18 protein-coding genes, 1 tRNA gene and 1 pseudogene are annotated in these 15,504 nt (G+C 68.5%); 9 read left to right on the top strand and 11 right to left on the bottom strand.

All coding sequences use genetic code 11. The annotated features are described in order from the left end of the window. Positions 1 to 89: 89 nt before the first annotated feature. On the bottom strand, positions 90 to 1,223 hold the full coding sequence (locus O7595_RS17040) for a glutathione-independent formaldehyde dehydrogenase (RefSeq protein WP_269729528.1): 1,134 nt from the start codon (positions 1,221 to 1,223) through the stop codon (positions 90 to 92). A 203-nt stretch (positions 1,224 to 1,426) separates the two neighbouring features. Between O7595_RS17040 and O7595_RS17045 the strand changes: the two genes are divergently transcribed. Then, a complete protein-coding gene (locus tag O7595_RS17045) occupies positions 1,427 to 1,618 on the top strand; it encodes a hypothetical protein (RefSeq protein WP_026165024.1) in 192 nt (63 codons plus the stop codon). A 479-nt stretch (positions 1,619 to 2,097) separates the two neighbouring features. Here O7595_RS17045 and O7595_RS17050 read toward each other — a convergent pair whose 3' ends face one another. From O7595_RS17050 to O7595_RS17060, 3 genes are all read right to left on the bottom strand, one after another. After that, positions 2,098 to 2,493, bottom strand: a complete 396-nt coding sequence (locus tag O7595_RS17050) for a hypothetical protein (RefSeq protein ID WP_269729529.1) — start codon at positions 2,491 to 2,493, stop codon at positions 2,098 to 2,100. A gap of 128 nt (positions 2,494 to 2,621) precedes the next feature. After that, positions 2,622 to 3,275 (bottom strand): hypothetical protein, encoded by a 654-nt coding sequence (locus O7595_RS17055; protein ID WP_269729530.1) that lies wholly within the window; start codon positions 3,273 to 3,275, stop codon positions 2,622 to 2,624. A 359-nt stretch (positions 3,276 to 3,634) separates the two neighbouring features. After that, positions 3,635 to 3,814, bottom strand: a complete 180-nt coding sequence (locus tag O7595_RS17060; RefSeq protein ID WP_332328186.1) for a hypothetical protein — start codon at positions 3,812 to 3,814, stop codon at positions 3,635 to 3,637. A 15-nt stretch (positions 3,815 to 3,829) separates the two neighbouring features. Between O7595_RS17060 and O7595_RS17065 the strand changes: the two genes are divergently transcribed. Together O7595_RS17065 and O7595_RS17070 are read left to right on the top strand one after the other, a co-directional pair. Beyond that, positions 3,830 to 4,321, top strand: a complete 492-nt coding sequence (locus O7595_RS17065; RefSeq protein ID WP_269729531.1) for a hypothetical protein — start codon at positions 3,830 to 3,832, stop codon at positions 4,319 to 4,321. Between the two features lie 153 nt (positions 4,322 to 4,474). Then, positions 4,475 to 4,564: transfer RNA gene (locus O7595_RS17070), tRNA-Ser, on the top strand. Between the two features lie 543 nt (positions 4,565 to 5,107). On the opposite strand, the gene O7595_RS17075 is transcribed toward O7595_RS17070, so the two are convergent. Genes O7595_RS17075 through O7595_RS17085 form a run of 3 tightly spaced genes read right to left on the bottom strand, consistent with a single transcriptional unit; the run spans position 5,108 to position 6,590 of the window. Next, a complete protein-coding gene (locus tag O7595_RS17075; protein ID WP_269729532.1) occupies positions 5,108 to 6,028 on the bottom strand; it encodes an IS3 family transposase in 921 nt (306 codons plus the stop codon). Further along, positions 6,016 to 6,303 carry a transposase gene (locus tag O7595_RS17080; RefSeq protein WP_269726684.1) on the bottom strand — a complete coding sequence of 96 codons (288 nt, stop codon included), beginning with the start codon at positions 6,301 to 6,303 and terminating at the stop codon, positions 6,016 to 6,018. The genes O7595_RS17075 and O7595_RS17080 overlap by 13 nt, the downstream gene beginning before the upstream one ends. A gap of 35 nt (positions 6,304 to 6,338) precedes the next feature. After that, positions 6,339 to 6,590, bottom strand: coding sequence for a hypothetical protein (locus tag O7595_RS17085; RefSeq protein WP_332328187.1), 252 nt, complete (start codon positions 6,588 to 6,590; stop codon positions 6,339 to 6,341). Between the two features lie 488 nt (positions 6,591 to 7,078). On the opposite strand from O7595_RS17085, the gene O7595_RS17090 reads away from it, so the two are divergent. The 3 genes from O7595_RS17090 (at position 7,079) to O7595_RS17100 (ending at position 9,469) form a co-directional block, all read left to right on the top strand. Then, a complete protein-coding gene (locus O7595_RS17090; protein ID WP_269729534.1) occupies positions 7,079 to 8,335 on the top strand; it encodes a helix-turn-helix domain-containing protein in 1,257 nt (418 codons plus the stop codon). Between the two features lie 14 nt (positions 8,336 to 8,349). Next, complete coding sequence (locus tag O7595_RS17095) at positions 8,350 to 8,715, top strand: hypothetical protein (RefSeq protein ID WP_269729535.1); 366 nt, start codon at positions 8,350 to 8,352, stop codon at positions 8,713 to 8,715. 424 nt (positions 8,716 to 9,139) lie between these two features. Beyond that, on the top strand, positions 9,140 to 9,469 hold the full coding sequence (locus O7595_RS17100; RefSeq protein WP_269729536.1) for a hypothetical protein: 330 nt from the start codon (positions 9,140 to 9,142) through the stop codon (positions 9,467 to 9,469). 138 nt (positions 9,470 to 9,607) lie between these two features. Here the strand turns inward: O7595_RS17100 and O7595_RS17105 are convergent, their stop codons facing one another. From O7595_RS17105 to O7595_RS17120, 4 genes are all read right to left on the bottom strand, one after another. Further along, positions 9,608 to 9,970 (bottom strand): hypothetical protein, encoded by a 363-nt coding sequence (locus O7595_RS17105; protein WP_269729537.1) that lies wholly within the window; start codon positions 9,968 to 9,970, stop codon positions 9,608 to 9,610. Between the two features lie 490 nt (positions 9,971 to 10,460). After that, positions 10,461 to 11,048: a hypothetical protein gene (locus O7595_RS17110; RefSeq protein WP_269729538.1), complete on the bottom strand. Its 588-nt coding sequence runs from the start codon at positions 11,046 to 11,048 to the stop codon at positions 10,461 to 10,463. 40 nt (positions 11,049 to 11,088) lie between these two features. Then, positions 11,089 to 11,448: a cupin domain-containing protein gene (locus tag O7595_RS17115; RefSeq protein WP_269729539.1), complete on the bottom strand. Its 360-nt coding sequence runs from the start codon at positions 11,446 to 11,448 to the stop codon at positions 11,089 to 11,091. 376 nt (positions 11,449 to 11,824) lie between these two features. Further along, complete coding sequence (locus tag O7595_RS17120; protein WP_269729540.1) at positions 11,825 to 12,757, bottom strand: LysR family transcriptional regulator; 933 nt, start codon at positions 12,755 to 12,757, stop codon at positions 11,825 to 11,827. A 186-nt stretch (positions 12,758 to 12,943) separates the two neighbouring features. Here O7595_RS17120 and O7595_RS17125 point away from each other — a divergent pair. The 3 genes and pseudogenes from O7595_RS17125 to O7595_RS17135 form a co-directional block, all read left to right on the top strand. Beyond that, positions 12,944 to 13,492: pseudogene (locus tag O7595_RS17125) on the top strand (DUF6817 domain-containing protein); the annotation flags it as partial. Further along, positions 13,472 to 14,389 (top strand): ketopantoate reductase family protein, encoded by a 918-nt coding sequence (locus tag O7595_RS17130; protein WP_269732521.1) that lies wholly within the window; start codon positions 13,472 to 13,474, stop codon positions 14,387 to 14,389. The pseudogene O7595_RS17125 and the gene O7595_RS17130, both read left to right, overlap by 21 nt. Positions 14,390 to 14,664: 275 nt before the next feature. Continuing rightward, positions 14,665 to 15,477: a DUF427 domain-containing protein gene (locus tag O7595_RS17135; RefSeq protein WP_269729541.1), complete on the top strand. Its 813-nt coding sequence runs from the start codon at positions 14,665 to 14,667 to the stop codon at positions 15,475 to 15,477. Positions 15,478 to 15,504: the final 27 nt, after the last annotated feature.

A 15,504-nucleotide genomic window follows, 5' to 3' on the forward strand; every position in this document is an offset into this window, starting at 1 on the left:
CGATCCACTCGGCAGTCCCTTCGTCGTGCGGGTTCTCCCCCTGGTCGCCCCGGAGCCGTGCGCCGGGGAGCCGCGGCCGGACGGCGGCACTACGGGTGCAGCACCACCTTGGTGTAGCCCTCGACCCTCTTGTCGAACTTCTCGTACGCCGACGGCGCCTGGTCCAGTGGCAGTTCGTGGGAGACGACGAAGCTCGGCGTCGCCCTGCCCTCGATGATCATGTCGCGCAGGTACCGGTTGTAGCGCTTCACATTGCACTGTCCGGTGCCCATCTTCAGGCCCTTCTCGAAGAGCCTGCCGATCGCGACGCTGAGCATGCCGTGCTTGGACTGCTCGTCCGGACCGCCGGGGTCGGAGGGTACGTACAACCCGGGTACGCCGAGCATGCCGGTGGCCCTGACGGTGCCGATGAGCGAGTTCAGCACGGTCGCGGGCTCCTCGCGTCCGGTGTCGCGCACCGTCGCCTGGTAGCCGACCGCGTCCACGCCCTTGTCGGTGCCGATACCCTCGGTCTGCTCCTTGATCTGCTCCACCGGGTCGCCCTCGGCGAAGTTGATCGGCGTCGCGCCGATCTCCCGTGCCTTTTCCAGGCGTTCGGGGACGCGGTCCACGACGAAGACCTTCTTGGCGCCCCGCAGCATGGCCGAGTACGCGGCCATGAGGCCGACCGGACCGCCGCCGTACACGGCGACGCTCTCGCCGGGGCGCACCTGGGCGAGTTCACAGCCGTGGTACCCGGTGGGGAAGATGTCCGCGAGCAGGATGAAGTCGGTCTCGTGCTCGTTCCCCTCGGGCAGCTTCAGGCAGTTGAAGTCCGCGTAGGGAACACGGAGGTACTCGGCCTGGCCGCCGGGCCAGGGGCCCATGGCGACGTAGCCGTAAGCCCCGCCGGCGAACCCGGGATTGACGGTCAGACAGAACCCGGTGTACCCCTCCACGCAGTTCATGCAGAAGCCGCATGCCACGTTGAAGGGCATGACCACCCGGTCGCCCTGCTTCAGCGAGGTGACGCCGTCACCCGTCTCCTCGATGATCCCCATGTTCTCGTGGCCGAAGACGATGCCCGGCTCCGCCGCGGTACGGCCCTCGTACATGTGCAGGTCGGAGCCGCATATCGCGGTGGAGGTGACCCGTACGATCACGTCGTTCGGGTGGTGGATCCGAGGCTTCTCGACGTCCTCGACGGCCACCTCGAACGGTTCCTTGTACACAACGGCTTTCATGGCTGCGACCTCCGCTGGCGATACGTGCGTGACTGCGGCCCCCCGCCCCCGCCCCCTCCTTTCACTTGTGACTCACTTGTGGCACATATCTCATGATTCTCCGGCCCGGAGGATCGGACAAGCCGGTAATCTCAGGAGGAATACCCGCCCCGGGTGGTGCCTTCAGGTGCCGCGCCGAGTCAACCGAATGGGAGGGCGAGAAAGTGGCAGCACAAAGGCTAGGGACCCTGCTCGTCCCCGTACCGGGCCTCTCCGGAGCCACGTACCCGGCCGGTACGACGGTGACGGTCCGCGGTCGTGGCGCCACGGTGGATGCCTTTGTCGACGGCGACTGGCTTCCCCTGTCGTGGTGGGAGTTCTCCGACGGTCTCCGCGAGGACATCGCCGACCGCTGAGCCACTGCCGTGCCGGCGCTCGGCCGCGACCGGACCAAGGCCGCCCCACCGGGTCCGGCCCCTTGGGACGACTCTTCCCGGGCCGCCTCCCGGGAGATCCGCGAGCCGGTAGGCTGTAGCCCGCTCCGCAGCAGGTGAAGCGGGGCGGAGGTGGGTTGCCCGAGCGGCCTAAGGGAACGGTCTTGAAATCCGCGATCAGCTTCGCGGACGGATCCTGGCCACCGCCAGAGACTTTCCGCAGCTGACAAAGCTGCACGTGAGAGGGGCTGCCGAGCAGATCGGCAGTCCCTTCGATGTGTCCGACTGTCCCACCGTGTCCCACCCAGTCCCACTGTGGATCAGTGCGTGTGGTCAACCTGTGGTCAGCCGATTCTTGATCGATAACAGGGCCTGCCGGTGTGCTCGGTTCGGGTTCGACTGAGCCCCCGCTCGGCCCGGGGCGGGGGCTCAGGGCCGTACCTGCCTGCTGACCTACCCGGCTATGGAAGCTGCTTTTTCTCGGCGTAGTAGGCGTAGGCGTAACCGCCGCTCTCGGAACCGGTGAGGGCGGCCGAGAATCCGAGAGAACCTGGCTTGGAGGTGTCGATGCTGCGCTGGAAGATGGAGCCATCGCACACCTGGGTCCCCGCAGCCGACGGCACGTCCTTGTCCGCGGCGGTGAACGTCAGCGCCACCGTGGAGCCACCCGTGCAGGTGAACGCGAACGACACGCTCAGCACGTCGTCCGGCGTGGCGGGATGCGTGTTGCCGAACTGCCGTTGCAGCCCGCCGGACCCGCCGCCGAGGGACTCCATGGCGACAATGCCCCTCTCCAGCACAGACTTTGCGGCTTCGGCGGCGACTGTATCCGGAGTCGTCGGGGTCGACTCCACCACGCTCGGGCTCTTCGAAGGCGATCCGGATTGCTCGCTCGGGCTGCACGCCCCCACACCGAGCAGCGTCGTGACGGACAGGGCGACGGAGATTCGCCGTATGGCCCTGCCAGCCGCACCGCTGACCGGCCTCATGAATTCTGCCGTCCGATCGACATGTCGCCCTTCCGCGGAGCCAGGATGACGATGGTCTTCTTCTTGACATTGCAGGGCGGGGCGATCCAGGTCTTCACAGCCGTGAGCTTCCAGCCGACCTGCCCGAGCACCGCACGGTACCCCTTCGAGGTGGTGTTCGTGTCGGTGACGGTTTGTGTTCCGGTCCACGTCCACGAGTTACTGATCTTGGTATCGACGCTGACCTTGGCCTTGGCCAGGATGGCTCCTGCCTCGGCCTCGGCGCTGGCGCCGATCTCCCATGTGAAGGTGTGGCTGCCGGTCACGGCCCACGACACGGTCTGACGGGGCAGCAGCCATGTCGACTGCGGCTTCTTCTTGTCGGCTATGAAGCGCGGCGATCCCTTGACGGTGTACGTAGGCCGATTGTTCACCTCCGGGCAGGCCGCCGCACCCATGTCCCCCTTGTTCGCCTTGGGCTCTTCACCTTCGAACGTGAAGGTGACCGTGTCGTCGACGCCGACGACACGTCCGTCGTCCAGAACGATCTCCGCGCCCTCGGCCGGAGTCGGCTCGTCCACCGGAGCGGCGGCACTTGCGCCGGCTCCTGCGAGCAGGACTGCGCCGGCGGTTATGAGAGGCAGCGCAGTGCGCATCGCGATGCGGTTCATGTGTCCCCGTTTCGTATGTGAGTTGAGATGGCTCCTGGTCAGGGAGCCGCAACCCGTCACCCTGAGCGATGTGAAGAAGAAGGCTCTGGGTGATCTGCGTGCGCTGTTCCTACCGCGCTCCGGTCGAGAGACGCAATCACTAAGTGATGTGGATCACGCGCGCGGGTCGAATTGGGCCTCATTGGTGGTGAGTTAGCTCAAACGAACCTCAAGTCATGGAGGGCGCAACGACTTTCCATGCCTCGGGAAGCGACGGCTTTCCGTTGCCGTGCGTGATCAGTGGCAAGTCTTCGGTAGAGATGCACGAAGCCCCCGGAGGCCAACCAATGGTGGGCCTCCGGGGGCTTCGTAACCGGGACTCAGTTGTCCAGCGCGACATCAATCAGCTCGTTCGCCTTGTGCTGCTGGCCCCGAAGAATCTTCGCGTAGAAGCGCCACAGGACTGCGATGCTGTGGCCGGCCCGGCGGGCGACTTCGACCGGCTCGACACCGGCCTTGATCCAGACGCCGCGGTTTTCCTGGGCGCGCTCACCACTCACCTCACGACGTACGCCATGGAGCGCCAGCGCAAGAAGCACGGGCTGGTGACCCGATGGGACACCAAGAAGCTCGAAGCCTACGAGGGCTACGTCGACAGTGTCCGCGCCTGCATCTTCCTGGCGGTCCACCTCTACGAGTGCCGTGAGGGCCTGCGGGAGCGCGACAAGCCGGATCAGGAGCTGCTGGCCGAGATGTCGGAGGCCGGCCGGACCCGCGGCCGAGCCTTCGAGCAGATCATGCTCCTCGCCGGAGACGACGTGGTCGAGGCCGCGCACGAGCTGAACGCCGTCGCCCTCCAGGTCGACTGGCAGGCCAACGGCAAGGTCGAGGGGACCCTGGAAGAGTGGCGCGAGCGGAACCGTGCCGTGTTCCGGGCGATCAACGCCTTCCACGAGTCGGCTCGCGTCGACCTCGGCGTGGATGGCAGCGTCTCCGGCGAGCAGCACCCCGAGCGGGACCTCCTGCTGCCCTCCGCGCGTCGCGAGGACGGCGCGCAGGGGTCCTGACCCCGAGGCCCCTCCGGCGGCGTGGCAGACTCGTGGGAGCCGCCCCCGTGGTCAGCTCCGACCGCCCGTGGTCAACCTGTGGTCAGACTTCCATGCACGAGGCGGCCAGCCGGTAGGCTGTAGCCCGCTCCGCAGCAGGTGAAGCGGGGCGGAGGTGGGTTGCCCGAGCGGCCTAAGGGAACGGTCTTGAAAACCGTCGTGGCAGCGATGTCACCGTGGGTTCAAATCCCACACCCACCGCCAGGTCAGCGTGTGTGCTGGTCACAAGGGGTGTTCCGATTGCGGGGCGCCCCTTTCTCATGGGTCCTGTCTCACCTTGATTCGCCTCTGTCACGTCGTTGATCAGTGTCTGTGGACCAGGCGTGGACCAAGATCTAGCCCACGGAGGACGAGAAATCGCAGGTCACGACCGCCGCTGTGGGCCATGCGTGGGCCAGATGCCCGACAACGCGAAGGCGCCACCCCTCCCGTTATCGGTGAGGTGGCGCCTTCGTGGCTGTCACGCCAAGGGCTACTACTCGTCGTCGGCTGCTTCCAAGGCCCGTTCGACCAGACCGGCGACCAGGACCAAGCCGAGCCCCGACCACGCTCCGACCACGACCCCCAGCAATCGGCGTCCACAGGCGCTTGCGGTTCAATCCGCTTCGACTGGGGCGGCCAGCCTACGCGGCTTTACCCACCTGTTCGGCCCGGGGCCCGCGTCGGGCAAGGCCAGGGGGCCACTCGGACACATTGCGGGCAGGGGACAAGCCTGCCTGTCAATCCCCCGGTTTCGTGGAGACCTTCCTATGCAGCCAGCTCCCCGGTGAAGCCGGCCCGGTAGTCGTGTTCGTAGTCGATCGGGCTCTTCCAGCCGCACACGCTGTGTAGTCGTCGAGCGTTGTAGAAGTCGGTGATCCAGGTCGCGATCCGGATCCGGGCCTCGGTGCGGGTGGCGAAGGTCCGGCGATGGACGTACTCGACCTTCAGCACGCTGTTGAACGCCTCGCTGACGGCGTTGTCGAAACATGATCCGACCCGGCCCATGGACTGGGTGACGCCCAGCTTCCGGCAGGCCCGGCGGAACTTCCGCGAGCCGTACTCGCTTCCGCGATCGCTGTGGAAGATCACACCGCGGACGTCCCCGCCGCGGGTGGCGGCGGCCATGTGGAGGGCAGCGACGACCAGGTCGGCATCGTGGCGGGCGCCCATCGCATAGCCGAGCAGGCGGCGGGAGAACAGGTCTATGACCGTGGCCAGATAGAGCTTGCCCTCGCCGGCGTCGATCTCGGTCATGTCTCCGCACCAGACCAGGTCGGGCGCCTCGGCGGTGAAGTCGCGGCGCACGAAGTCCGGGGCGGCCAGCCGTTTCCCCGGCCGGGTCAGCCCCCGCCGTCTTCGTACCTTCCGCGCGACCAGGCCGAACTCCGACATGATCTTCGCGACGGTGTTCACGGAGACCCGCCAGCCCTGCCTCACCAGCCTGATCCAGATCTTCGGCGAGCCGTAGGTGCCGCCGGAGTCGTCGAACTCCTCCTTCACCGCTTCGATCAGACGCTGTCTGCGCAGCTCACGCCGGGTGGGCCGACGGGTGCGGTGCTTGTAGAACCATGCCTCGCTCACGCCCAGAGCGCGGCAGGAGACACGGTGCGAAATGCCGTGCTCGGTCCTGAAGTCGCTGATCACCCCGACGACGGACGCCGGGTCCGCCACGGCTACTTCACCCACAGGACCATGCAGCGTTTGAGGACATCACGCTCCATGACCAGTTCCTTCTTCTCCCGCTTGAGCTGGGCGACCTCACGCCGCAGACGCTCCAGCTCGTCACTCCCGCCGGCCGGTGCGATCCCTGCCCGACGGGCGCGGGAGACCCAACTCGCCAGAGTGGTCTCGTTGATCCCCAGGTCTTCGGCGACCTCGGCGATCGTCTTGCCGGTCTCCGTCACGATCCGTACGGCCCCCTCACGGAACTCCGGATCGAACTTCCGTCGCTTCTCCGCCATGACTCCCAACTTCCCCTGCAGTCACGGTCTTCACGCTACGAGGGGAGGGACAGGGTCTCCTCCACGGCGTCCTGCCAGGTGTGTTGGTCGGCGTGGTCGGCGAACAGGCAGCAGCCCTCTCCGTCAGGCCCCGGGCTGACCACCGGGCAATCCGGGAGCACGATCAGCTCCACCTCGGCCGCTCCTCGCCAGCGGAGCCACAATGCGGTCCCGTACTCGCCGAGGTCATCGAGAAGGCCGGAGTGCTCACCATCGCTGTGTGTGGCCAACTGGCACTGCACAGCCATGTCGACACATTCCGCAGCCCACCTCTCCCGGGCTTCCCGCACCAGGGCCAGCGGCACCCTGCGCCAGCGCGTGCACCGCATCACGACTTCGCCCGAGAGGACGCCCCGGAGCGCTGGGAGTGGCCCGTGCACCGCGGGCACTTGCACGGCGGTAAGCGGCCGGGGTTATCCGGGATCACCGGGTCGTCGCTCGCGCGAACCTCCGCGAGAGGCCCCCATGTCCGGCCGGAGTCACGGGAGACCCTAAGTGACATGAGGACTCTCTGATCAGCGTTCGGGCTCTGCGTCCGTGCACTGCCGTCCGGCTCGCCCGCCAGAGTCTCGTCTCTCGTCACCATGACCGAACTCCTCTGTGATCCCGCTGCTCGTCCGGGGCAACATCCAGGAAAGCGCTGGGAATCGACGGTCTCCACGGCATCCATGCGGCAGGCTTGACGCAGATCCGTGCGCGCGAGCTGAGGGGCCAGAAGGCACGGGTAGGGATCGTCATGGGACTGGCGGAACGGCGCAGGACCCTGGGTTACAGTCAGGAGAAATTGGCCGAGTTACTTGGCGTGGACCGCACAACGGTCGGACGCTGGGAGAGCGGCAAGATCGCACCGCAGCCGCTCCAGAGACCAGGCTTGGCCGCCGCCCTTGAAGTCAGCCTCCACGAGTTGGACGACCTCCTTCGACCGCCAAGCACCGAAGGCCGGGACATCGCAGGGCAGGAGTCCAGCAACCCCCCGAGCGCGGGAGACCCCGACGAGATGATCCGCCGTGAATTCCTCCGCATCCTCAGCGTCAGCGGTGCACTGACCGCGTTACCGATCGAAGAGGCTGAGGCCCTGGCCGAAGGCGTGCGTAGAGGTAGCCCGGCAGACTTCGCCCGGATGAACCGCCACCTGTGGCAGGTCTACCAACTCGCGCGGTCCAAGGGGTCCGTCTACCCGATCGTCCGAGATCAACTGACCGCGCTGAACGAGGCCCTGGCTGGCGGCATCCGGGGCAATTCACTCCCTCTCCTCAATGCGGCAGCCGACCTGTTCCAGCTCGCCGGGGAAGTCGCATACGACGCCAACCGGTACACCGACTCGGCAGCCTCATACGCGCTTGCCGCGTCAGTGAGCAAGGAGGCGGGGGCCTATGACCTGTGGGCATGTGCCCTCGTGCGGCACGCCTACGTGGACATGTCCGATCAGCGGTACCAGCAGGCGGCCGAGAGCCTCGGCGCGGCTCAACGAGTTGCGGCACGAGGGGACAGGAGCCTGTCCACCCGGCAGTGGGTGGCGTCGGTGCAAGCAGAGGTTTGTGCCGGCCTCGGGGACCTGGAGGGGTGCGAGCAAGCTCTCTCCCAGGCCGAGGAGGTCCAGAGCCTGCCGGAAGACAGCGCGAACGGCGGGTGGCTCCGGTTCGACGGCACCCGCCTGGCGGAGGAGCGCGGAGCACGATACGTACAGCTCGGCCGCCTCGATCTGGCGGAGGACGCATTGAAGCAGGCGTTGGACCAGAACTCGCTGGCTCCCGGGTCCTCGTACCGCCGCAGAGGAGCCGTTCTCGCCGATCTTGCCATCGTCGGGGCGAAGCGCCGTGATCCGGAACAAGTGGTCACGTACGCGCGGGAGGCCCTGGACCTGGCCCGCGCATCATCGTCCGGTTATGTCGCCCGTAGACTCCGGAGCCTATGCGACGAGTTCGGCCCCCTGCGTCGGGACCACCGGGTAGCGGAGCTGGGGGCAGAGATCTCTACGCTGAGGACGCCGTGACGAGAGGGGTTGCCATGTCGCAGACCGAAGGCGCACGACTGTTCCGCGAAGCTTGGATCGCGGGAGTGCACCAGCACTTCCCCGGCGAGCCGAAGGCTGGCTACGTGACCCCGTGGGAAGACACACCGCAGTGGGAGCGCGAGGCCGCGGGCGCCGTGTATGAGCAGGTCCGACAGTTCATCGAGATCAGCGACGGCAAGACCTCCCGCTTGTCCCGTGACCAGAAGAGCCGGTTCGTCGCCACCTGCTGGACTGCCCAGATGTTCAAGCACTTCGAGGACCCGAAGCCGGGCTACGTGGCTGACTGGCCCGACCTCCCGTCCTGGCAGCAGGAGACCGATGCGGACATCTTCGAGGCCATCGAGAAGTCGCTGAGCTGACCTCCCCTCAACGTTTAGGGGTGCTTCCGGCGCCAGTGGACCAGGCGTGGACCGCTGGTGTCGACGAGGAGCCCCGAGAGCGGGGAACGAGCAGGTCAGGCACACCAGGAACGCTTCACGCAGCACTCTCTTGAAAACCGTCGTGGCAGCGATGTCACCGTGGGTTCAAATCCCACACCCACCGCACGTGAGCGGCCCCTGATCAGGTGAGACGGTCAGGGGCCGTTGTGCTGCGGGCTCCCTGCTGAGGACCGCCATCTTCCGACGTCCCCGCTTTCCCCGTGGCTCGCCGTCCAGTCGGGCACGCGGGGGCACGCATGATGGTGCCGGGACGCAAGCGGCGGGCCTGGGCGTGTGGGGAGGGGCGATGGGTCGCATCATGTTCGTGCTCCGGTACAGGGATGGGGAGCCGGAGCCTTTGGACATGGATCTGGTGCGGGAGGTCCTGGGGCCGTACGTCGTCGCCGCGGACGAGTATTTCCAGGACGTGCTGATCCGGGCCGCTGACGGTCACGAGGCTGAGGTGGACATCAACGAGGTCTGCCTGGCCGTCAGTCGTTTTCCGCCCGGCCGGTTCTTCGACATCCTGGCCGAGTTGGTGGACCGTCTCGGGGCGAGCGTGACCCTGATGGACCGGCCGGTGATCCTGCGCAAGGAGGAGGACCGTGCCCACCTTCCCGTGGTGGCACGGCAAGGCGCCGTCGTGGTCTCCATGACCGGACGGGCCATCGAGGGCTTCGCCACCGGTTCCTGACCGGCGGCTCGTCGTCGATGAGATTTGGGCGCGGCATTCATCACGTCCGGCATGTTCATCCGGCGACGGTTTCGAGTACGGTCCCGTCCAGGTTGGCTCGTCAGTGGCCGCCCGCTCAGGTCGGGTGTGCCTCGGACGTCAGCAGGGCTCGCCGATCAACACCGCGCCGAAGCGGATGGCCTGACCGTTGGGCGGGAAGCCGGGCAACGGCTCCTGGGTGCAAATCTTCCAATCACGCTCATCGACAACCTCGCGGCCCTGCCCGCTGCTGTCAGTGACTCTCACCTCGGCCTTCGGGTCGAGTTGCATGAGCGCCCCCTTGACGTTCCCGCCAACGAAATCGGCCATGGGCCCGATGCCCGGGTCAGCCGGTTCGGTGGTCTCCGCGCGTGCTGTCGGAGTCGGGGGGACGCTGTCCGTAGCCTCCTCCGATGCCCCACAGGCGGTGAGCCCTGCGAGCAGCGCCAGGGCGAGGACGGACTTCAAGGCATGCACGCGCATGTTCTCCTCAGGAAGTGTGAGTGGTGATCATTCTCCCCGGCACCATAGAGGAGCGGAATACCTCCAGGTCTGTGCGCAGGCTCCGCGTACGGCAGCGGACTTCGTAGTGATCGCTCATTGGCGCACCGTGCACGGCGGCACCGACACCGACCCCGACGTCCGGGTCGGTGCAGCGGCTTCGGGCGGGAGCTGCCACGGGGCGAGAGATCCGGGCCCGTAACGCTGGTCAGTGAGATCGGGCAGTCTGTGGACCTGCCCGGTATCGGCCCGATGTGGGCCCTGATCTTCGAGGCTCGCCCCCATCGTGGCTGCGTAAGGCCGCCGAGCCGGCCGTCCCAGCCGCACCGGGGTTCACCCCATCAGGCTGAGAAGGGGTGCCCGGACCCTCCGACACCTCTTCCGTATTCGAACGGTCTCGCGATTTCTCGCCTGTGCCCGCTTCTGACCATGGCATGTGGCCCAGGTACGGCCCAGAGGCATGGCCTGAGGATCAGAGCGTCAGCACAGGCCGAGTCGAGGAATCCTCGTACATGTCCTCGCCGTCCGGGCCGTACACGAACTCGGCCATGAAGGGGTTGCGGTTCGAGGTGGCCAGGCCAGCAGCGTGCCGTTTCCACCGCACACCGACTCGCCGCCGTCCCCACCGTGGACCGCGGTGACGTCGCTCGTCAGCTCCGAGCGGTAGGTGTCGTAGGCGATGCGCAGGCCGAAGGCGTTCGCTGAGTGCGCGGGCCGGTTCGGTCCCCGTACGGGACGCGGTCCATGGGCAGGTGTCGCCCCACCGGAACAGCGTGTCCGCACCGGCCCCGCAGGCCTGCTCCCACTCGTCGGAGGTCGGCATCCACAGGCCGCGGGCCGAGAGGACGGCCGGAACTTCGGCAGGGGACTCGGTCAGGTTCTCGTCCTCCACGGCCATGAGCACCGCAGCCAGGACGACGCTCCGTGGTGGACTGACCAATTGCGCGAGGTCCACTCGAAGATCGGGTCCGTAGCCGTACCCCTGGTCGAGGCTCTCCTGGTAGTCGGCGGTCTGCTCGGGCGTCGGCCGCCAGGCGTCGAGGTCGAATCCGAGTGTCACGCGCCACCGGGATCAACGGACACGGCCCTTCGGATGGTCCCTACTTCGGCTTCGCGTAGTCCTTCGCCGTCTGACCGGCGAAGTCGTACGCCACGCAAGGCTCGTCGCCGACCGTCCAGGCATCGTGCCCGGGGGAACAGACGAAGACCTCCCCGGGACCGACCTCGGTCTCGGTTCCGTCGTCCATGCGGATGTGCAGCCGCCCCTGCACCACCATCCCGTTGTGATGGAACTGGCAGCTCTCGGTCCCGGCGATCGGTGCGACGTCCCGTGACCACTTCCAGCCGGGCTCGAAGGTCGCCACCGCGAAGTCCAGCCCCGACAGGTGAACGGCTTCGAGGTGGCCATGGGGGAATTCTCGCTTTTCGTCCGGCTTACTGGGGGTCTTGACCTCCAACATGACGATGCCTCCTTGGCTGGGCCACACCTCCATCGTGCGCCGCCCTACGTCTGTCGCGCCACGCAGGCGGTCGCACCCGGTCACTGCCCGCTGCCGATGCCCCGGGCTCGGCGACGGACGGGCAGGTGGAAGGGGTTGCCGCGTTACGCAACCCGGCCCCTGGGCCGCGGACCCCACGCGTTCGGCGCTCATCGGCGACACGCGGCAACCTGCGCCGGGCGGCCGGAGCCGGGCGCTCGGAAGGGGTCAGCCGCCCGACGAGCGCGCGGTGGTCTCCTTGCGCCCGGGGTGCCGCCGAGGAGCCGAGCCGGGCTTCGGGCGCAGATGTCGGCGGGGCTGCTCCGGGGCCCCGGCTTCCGGAGGCCTTGCGCCGTCATTACGACGCCTGCGACGCGTCTCGCGCTCCTGTTGCGATGACGGCCTTCGCGCAGTGGCGGCTGACGGTGTCGGCGAAGGTGCGGGCGACCGGGGTGAGGGCGTCCCAGCGGCGGACGGCCCAGCCCACGGACAGCGGAGGCAGAGCGGGAACGGGCACGAACCGCAGGGTGGCGGCATCGCCGGAGACGTACCGGCCGGGTGGGGCGGGTACGACGGCGTGGCCGAGGCCGAGTTCGGCCAGGAGCACGGCCGTGTCCCAGTCGGCGACACTGGTGTCGGAGCTGACACGGATGCCCAGGTCCGCGAACGCCGCGTCGAGGTGGGCCCGAGAGGCGGAGTTCTCCGGAAGGCGGATGTGCCGGAGGTCCGTGAGTTCGGCCGGCCCGACGCAGTGCCGGTCGGCGAGCGGGTCGTCGGCCCGGACGGCCAGGACCCAGGGCAGATCGACGACGGGGCGCTGCTCGATGCCGCGTACCGGACCGCCGACGGTGATCCAGGCGAGGTCGAGATCGTGGGCCGAGAGGGCCTCGAAGCAACTGCGGCTGGAGTTGGCCGTCTGGAACTCCAGGTCCACGTCGGGGTAGCGGTTCCGGAAAGCGACGACGGCCTCGGACATGAAGTGGCGAACGGTCGTGCCGCCCGTCGTCACCCGGACGGATCCGGCGTCACCGCGCGCCAGCTCGGCGATGCGGCGCAATGCGAGGTCGAGTCCGGCGATGCCGTCCCTCGCGGCTGCCTGGAGCATGCGCCCGGCCGGTGTGGGGACGACGCCGCGCGGATGGCGCTCCAGGAGACTGACGCCGGTCTCCCGCTCCAGCCGCTTCACGTGCTGGCTCACCGCCGACTGCGTACACGTGAGTTCGCGTGCGACGGCACTCAGGCTTCCCGCCCTGCACACCGCCACGAAGACGCGCAGATCATCAAGGGTCACAACTCCCAAGATATTGCTTGGGAGTTGTTAAGGAAACCTGAGGATTGACTTGAATTCCGCCGGTGCTCGAAGATCACTGCAGGGCCCGAAGGCGGCAACCCGCCCCGCGCCTGCGCGACGGTCCGGACTCGTTGCGAATGCGCGGGCGGGTGCCGACCACCCGTCCCCGAGAGGAGAACGAGTCCCTTGTCCGACCTGCCTGCCGCCGAAGCCGTCGCGCTCCTGCGCGCGCTGGGTGCTGAGGGCATGGAGCACCCCGGTGGCACCCTTCTCGCACACCTACGACGTGTGCAGGGCAGACTCGCCGCGTGGGGCGCCCGCCCGGCCCTCCGGCTCGCAGGCCTGTGCCACGCCTGCTACGGCACCGACGGCTTCGCCACGGCCCTGCTGTCCCTTGAGCGCCGGGACGAACTCGCGGCTGTGATCGGCAGCGAGGCCGAAGCCATCGTGTACTTCTACGCCAGTTGTGACCGGGCGGCCTCCTACCCCACCTTCGCCGACTCCGATGCCTCCTTCCGCGACCGGTTCACCGGCCGGACCTTCACTCCGAGCCGGTCGTTGCGGCGCGACTTCGCCGAGCTGTCGGCCGCGAACGAACTCGACATCGCACACGTCGACCCGGACTTCCGCGACCGGTGGGGCCCCGGCCTCCTCACGCTGTTCACCGGCTTCCGCCCACTTCTGAGCCGGCCCGCCCGGCAGGACTGCCACACGGTGCTCGCGAACTCCCCGCCCCCCGGGGCGGTCTCCGCAGAACGATGGACCGTCGCGGTACTCGGCCCGGGGGGTGTCGGTGGCCTGCTGGCCGCCGTGCTGTCCCGGGCCGGACACCGGGTGATCTGTGTGGCCGGGGAAGCGACGACACGGACGCTGCGCCGGGACGGGATCCGGGTGCGCAGTGCGCAGTTCGGGGACTTCACCACGACGGTGGAGGCGGACACCGAACTGCGCGAGCCGGTCGACCTGTGCCTGGTCACCGTCAAGCACACAGCCCTCCACGCCGCGCTGGAGCGCGTTCCGCCCGCGGTGCTGGGCGACGCGCTCGTCGTGCCGTTGCTCAACGGCATCGAGCACCCTGACGTCCTGCGTGGGCGCTACGGCTCGCAGCGGGTCGCGCCGGCCGTCATTCGGGTGGAGTCGACCCGAGTCACCCCCGGTGCCATCGAGCACGGCAGCCCCTTCACCGAGATCGACCTCGCCGGAACCGAGGAACGCCTGGGCCTCCTGGCCGCGATGCTCAACGCCGCCGAGGTACGCACCCGGGTCGTCGAGGACGGGACCGCGGTGCTCTGGGCCAAGCTCGCCTTCCTCGCACCCTTCGCGCTGCTCACCACCCGTTACGGACTCACCATCGGCGACCTGCGAACCGAGCGGCGCGACGAACTGCTGGCGCTGGTCGAGGAGGCCGCCGCGGTCAGCGAGGCCTGCGGAACCACCACCGACCCCGCCGGGACGCTGGCGCTGTACGACTCCTTCCCGTCCGGCACCAAGTCCTCGATGCAACGCGACGCGGAGGCCGGCCGGCCGCTGGAACTCGATGCGGTCGGCGGCGCGCTGCTGAGGGCGGCGGCGCGGCACGGGATCGCCGTGCCGGTGGCGACCGCTCTGGTGGACGAGCTGACGACCGGCTGACGGTTGGGAAGTCGCACGGGAATGACGACGGTCCCGTGCCGACGGACGATCGAGGACGGGCGTCGCGCCGGCGGCGGGGTGCGGGAGGAGCTGCCCGCGGCGCCGGCCGTCCCGCAGTGGCGGCGCTCCGGAAACCGCCGCCACGGGGCTGCGGACGCGGCGTTGCGCCCGGGGTCGCGGAACCCCAAGGTGGAGGGGTCAGGAGGGCGGCGCGGTCCGCGGGCCGGAGGCGCCGTACCGGCCGCAGGACGCGGTACCGACCGGAGGAGGAGGCCATGGCGGCACCCGGGAGCACGTCCGGGACCGCGCCGGTGGTCCGGCGCCGTCCCGACCCGGTCGACAGCCTGGTCTGGGAGCCCAGTGAACGCTGGGTCCGCGGGACGAAGGGCGGCGTCACCGTCGTCGACAGCCGCCGGCCGGTGCTGGTGTGGGAGCCGGGCGTTCCCGTGCCGGTCTACGCGTTCCCGGCCGCGGACGTCCGGATGGACCTGCTGCGGAGGTTCCAGCGGCCCCCCGGGCGGCGCCACGCGGGGGCGACCGACTTCTACGACCTCGTGGTGGGCGACGAGGTCGTACGCTCCGCGGCCTGGGGCTGCCCCGGCGAGGAGCTGGCCGGGTACGTGTGCTTCGCCTGGTTCGGTCGCGAGGTCCTCGACCACTGGTACGAAGAGGAGGAGGAGATCTTCGTGCACCCACGTGATCCCCACAAGCGCGTCGACGCACTGCCCAGCACGCGCCGTGTCCAGGTCGAGATCGAGGGCACGGTCGTCGCGGACACGCGGTCCCCGGTGCTGCTGTTCGAGACGGATCTGCCGGTGCGCTACTACTTCCCGCGCGAGGACGTGCGCCTCGACCTGTTCACCCCGACCGACTCGAGCACCCGCTGCCCGTACAAGGGCGTGGCGACCGAGTACTGGTCGTGGGCGGGACAGGGCGATGTGCCGCCCGACATCGCCTGGAGCTATCCCGATCCGCTGCCGGCGGTGGGCGTCATCAAGGACCGGATCGCCTTCTACAACGAGTACGTCGACGTCATCGTCGACGGCGAGCGGCAGGAGCGGCCGGTCAGCGTCTTCAGCAAGCGCTGACGGCGCGCGCGGAAGGGCGCCCCCTGG

This window comes from Streptomyces sp. WMMC940 (genome assembly GCF_027460265.1).
Lineage (GTDB): Bacteria > Actinomycetota > Actinomycetes > Streptomycetales > Streptomycetaceae > Streptomyces.

Excerpts from the sequence above, each read along its gene's own strand:
- O7595_RS17040 (WP_269729528.1), bottom strand. The coding sequence starts at position 1,223 with ATGAAAGCCGTTGTGTACAAGGAACCGTTCGAGGTGGCCGTCGAGGAC.
- O7595_RS17055 (WP_269729530.1), bottom strand. The coding sequence starts at position 3,275 with ATGAACCGCATCGCGATGCGCACTGCGCTGCCTCTCATAACCGCCGGC.
- O7595_RS17065 (WP_269729531.1), top strand. The coding sequence starts at position 3,830 with ATGGAGCGCCAGCGCAAGAAGCACGGGCTGGTGACCCGATGGGACACC.
- O7595_RS17080 (WP_269726684.1), bottom strand. The coding sequence starts at position 6,303 with ATGGCGGAGAAGCGACGGAAGTTCGATCCGGAGTTCCGTGAGGGGGCC.
- O7595_RS17085 (WP_332328187.1), bottom strand. The coding sequence starts at position 6,590 with ATGGCTGTGCAGTGCCAGTTGGCCACACACAGCGATGGTGAGCACTCC.
- O7595_RS17090 (WP_269729534.1), top strand. The coding sequence starts at position 7,079 with ATGGGACTGGCGGAACGGCGCAGGACCCTGGGTTACAGTCAGGAGAAA.
- O7595_RS17095 (WP_269729535.1), top strand. The coding sequence starts at position 8,350 with ATGTCGCAGACCGAAGGCGCACGACTGTTCCGCGAAGCTTGGATCGCG.
- O7595_RS17100 (WP_269729536.1), top strand. The coding sequence starts at position 9,140 with ATGGATCTGGTGCGGGAGGTCCTGGGGCCGTACGTCGTCGCCGCGGAC.
- O7595_RS17105 (WP_269729537.1), bottom strand. The coding sequence starts at position 9,970 with ATGCGCGTGCATGCCTTGAAGTCCGTCCTCGCCCTGGCGCTGCTCGCA.
- O7595_RS17115 (WP_269729539.1), bottom strand. The coding sequence starts at position 11,448 with ATGTTGGAGGTCAAGACCCCCAGTAAGCCGGACGAAAAGCGAGAATTC.
- O7595_RS17135 (WP_269729541.1), top strand. The coding sequence starts at position 14,665 with ATGGCGGCACCCGGGAGCACGTCCGGGACCGCGCCGGTGGTCCGGCGC.